2 protein-coding genes are annotated in these 3150 nt (G+C 59.7%); one reads left to right on the top strand and one right to left on the bottom strand.

Annotated elements, in window-relative coordinates; genetic code table 11:
- Positions 1–193: 193 nt before the first annotated feature.
- Positions 194–1933 (bottom strand): trypsin-like peptidase domain-containing protein, encoded by a 1740-nt coding sequence (locus tag A2I95_RS28800; RefSeq protein WP_291735404.1) that lies wholly within the window; start codon positions 1931–1933, stop codon positions 194–196.
- A gap of 295 nt (positions 1934–2228) precedes the next feature.
- On the opposite strand from A2I95_RS28800, the gene A2I95_RS28795 reads away from it, so the two are divergent.
- The coding region (locus A2I95_RS28795) for a glycine--tRNA ligase subunit alpha (RefSeq protein ID WP_291735401.1) at positions 2229–3150 on the top strand (922 nt) is incomplete at its 3' end.

Raw genomic sequence — 3150 nt, 5'->3', positions numbered from 1 at the left:
CCACCGTCGCACGCAGGCCGCCATCGGCGACCCGCGTGGCCCAAGGCCTTTGCCAGCGCATCTTTGATGCGGGGGCAGGGCGCGGGAGCATTTGGATAACTGGGCAATCGTGGGTGATGAAGGGCAGCACGAAAAACGCGCACAGACATAATCTGTGCGCGTTCTCATTTCACCTCAGATGACCTTTGGTGGTTCAGTCCCAGCAGCTGACCAATACGGTCATGCCGGTCGCCAACCGGGTCATCGCATCCGGCGACAGGGTGCTGGCCTCGCGGCTGTCCTGGGCCGCGATACCAGCCTGCTGTAGCAAAGCGCGCAACGTGTCGGCATTGGCCGCAAAGCTGACGTCCTGCGGAAGCTGCTGGGACCCAGCAGGAGCGGAGGCAAGGATACCCAGCACCGCGCCATTCGCATCCAGAACCGGACCACCGGCATCTCCCGGTTGTGCGGCCAGCGCCAACCGGGTCACTCCGGCTTCGCCACGCAATCCCCGCAGGTCCGATAGGGTGCCATAGGTCAGTGTCGGCGCGCCGAGAATCCCTTCGTAGGAAAATCCGGCCACGGCCACTTCGGATTGTAGCAGCGGGGAACTGGCCCGCAACTGGGCCACTTTCATCGGGGCCAGACGCTCGACAGGGCGCACCAGTGCCAGACCAGTCGTGGCATCGCTGGCCACCAGTTCTGCCTGGAAGTCACTGTTCAGCGTAATACGGGTACAATTCTGAACCGCATCGACTGTTGTCACCACTGTGCCTTGGCCATCCACAAATGTACCAGAGCGCGACAGGCGCGGCTTGCGCACCTGAAGCCCTGACACAAGGTCGATGCGTTGTTCAGCGTCGGCACCTGCCGCAGGGTCCAGCACGCCATCAAGACGGGTAAAGCTGGTCTTCATTTCGGTCAGGATCCGGCTGCGGCGTTCTTCGTCTCCGGCGGGCCAGATCAGGGTAAAGCCTTTGATCTCGCCCCCCTTCAGGGCGGCTTGGGTATAAGAGACGATACCATTGCCGCGCCCTTCGATAACAAAGCTGTCGGACTTGCGTTCCCGTGGACCTTCCAGCGGTATGATCTCCAACGTTTGCAGGATGTCATAGAGGCCAAAAAGGGTGGTCTGGTCACCGGGCTGGCTGATCATCAGCACCCGGGCACCCAACGACCCGCTTGCCGGGTAATGGGCGAACGGTGGTTCGTAATGAGAAAAGCGGACCTCCTTGGTCGGAAGTTGCATTTCAATCCCGGCCTTGTCATCCCTCGTGCTGGACATGCCAACCGAAATCAGAGGGGCATTATACTGGTCCATCAATATCTGACGTTGCTTGGTGGTCAGGATCCCGGTCTGTTCAAACCCGTTTGCCGCCTGCCAATCCGCCATAGAGGCGCGGGTCCCGCGGCCGAACGAACCATCGATTGCCGCTGCATAATAGCCACCTGCCTGCAACCCGACCTGCAAGGCCTTGCGTTCGTCGCCGGTCAGGTCCCGTTCACTGCGCCGGGCCTGGGACGGGGTTTCATCCGAAGGCTCCGGATCGGGTTGTAGTGTCGCAACTGTGTCGGTTCCCGAAGAGGGGGCCGCAATCGGGTTGCTGGACAACAGATTTTCGCCAACCGGCCAGAATTGCTGACGCAGGTTTGATGATTGCGAAATGAAACTGTCGCGCGGAATCTGCCGTTCGCGGCGATACACTTGCAGAACTCGCTGCGCGTCTTCGCGGGTATAGGGTCCCAATAGAATCCCGTACCAATTGCCCCCCAGCGAAAACCCGGTCACGTCGGCCAACGCCTGCGAGTAAATTTGTGCCCGGGCCTGTGCGTCGCGCAGGCTGGGGTGTGCTTCAATTTGGATCCAGACAATATCCTGGCTGCCCTGTTGCGCCATTGTCGGCCCTGTCCAGCTTGCTATCACAAACAGGAACGCCGCGATCAATCTTGTCATATCAGGTCTCATGCCCTTTTGAATGCGTCGTCCGTCGTCTTCTGCGGCGCAGATAACCATTTTCTGGCGCAAATGGAAATGCCCCTGGGTCCTCAGGCGTGGGGGAATTTCCGCATGTGGCGGCGCAGCTCCGGACCTGACTTTCCCCATGGTGAATGGCTGAGCGCGAAAACTCCTGTTTCAGTGGCGTGTCAGTGGCCCAGACCAGCCCACGGATCACAACAGCCGTTGACCCCGCCGGGGTGCTTGCATAGGTAAGACGCGCATTTGCAGCCCGCTTACAGATGAGAGTTCCATGACCCAATCCACCGGTGCCCCGCGTTCGTTTCAGGAGATTATCCTGCGGCTTCAGACTTATTGGGCCGGGCAGGGCTGTGCGATGTTGCAACCCTATGACATGGAGGTCGGCGCAGGTACCTTCCATCCGGCCACCACATTGCGGGCTTTGGGATCAAAATCCTGGGCTGCTGCCTATGTACAGCCATCGCGCCGCCCGACCGATGGGCGTTATGGTGAAAACCCCAACCGGTTGCAGCATTATTATCAGTATCAGGTGCTGATCAAACCCAGTCCGCCAAACCTGCAGGAGCTCTATCTGGGTAGCCTCGAGGCCATCGGTATCGACATGGAGCTGCACGACATTCGGTTTGTCGAAGATGACTGGGAAAGCCCGACGCTGGGGGCCTGGGGGCTCGGTTGGGAAGTTTGGTGCGATGGCATGGAAGTCAGCCAGTTCACTTATTTTCAACAGGTCGGCGGGCATGACTGCAAACCCGTCTCGGGCGAGCTGACATACGGTCTGGAACGTCTGGCCATGTATGTGCTGGGTGTGGATCACGTGATGGACATGCCGTTCAACGATCCGGATGCAATGATCCCGCTGACATATGGCGATATCTTCAAGCAGACCGAGGAAGAATACGCCCGCTGGAACTTTGACGTGGCCAATACCGAAGTTCTGCTGCGCCATTTCGAAGAAGCCGAGGCCGAGTGCGCCGCCATTCTGGCGCAGGAGCATCAGGACCCGAAGACTGGCAAGCGCATCATCATGGCGCACCCCGCCTATGACCAATGCATCAAGGCCAGCCACATCTTCAACCTGCTGGATGCGCGCGGTGTGATCTCGGTCACCGAACGGCAGGCCTATATCGGCCGGGTCCGTGCGCTGGCCAAGCAATGCGCCGACGCTTTTGTGCTGACCGAGGCCGGCGGTTTTA

Source organism: Leisingera sp. F5, from assembly GCF_001593695.1.
The sequence above is the reverse complement of the archived record's forward strand: the minus strand, read 5'-3'. Positions and strand labels throughout refer to the sequence as shown.

Coding starts and splice junctions, on each gene's coding strand:
- A2I95_RS28800 (WP_291735404.1), bottom strand. CDS start 1,933: ATGACAAGATTGATCGCGGCGTTCCTGTTTGTGATAGCAAGCTGGACA.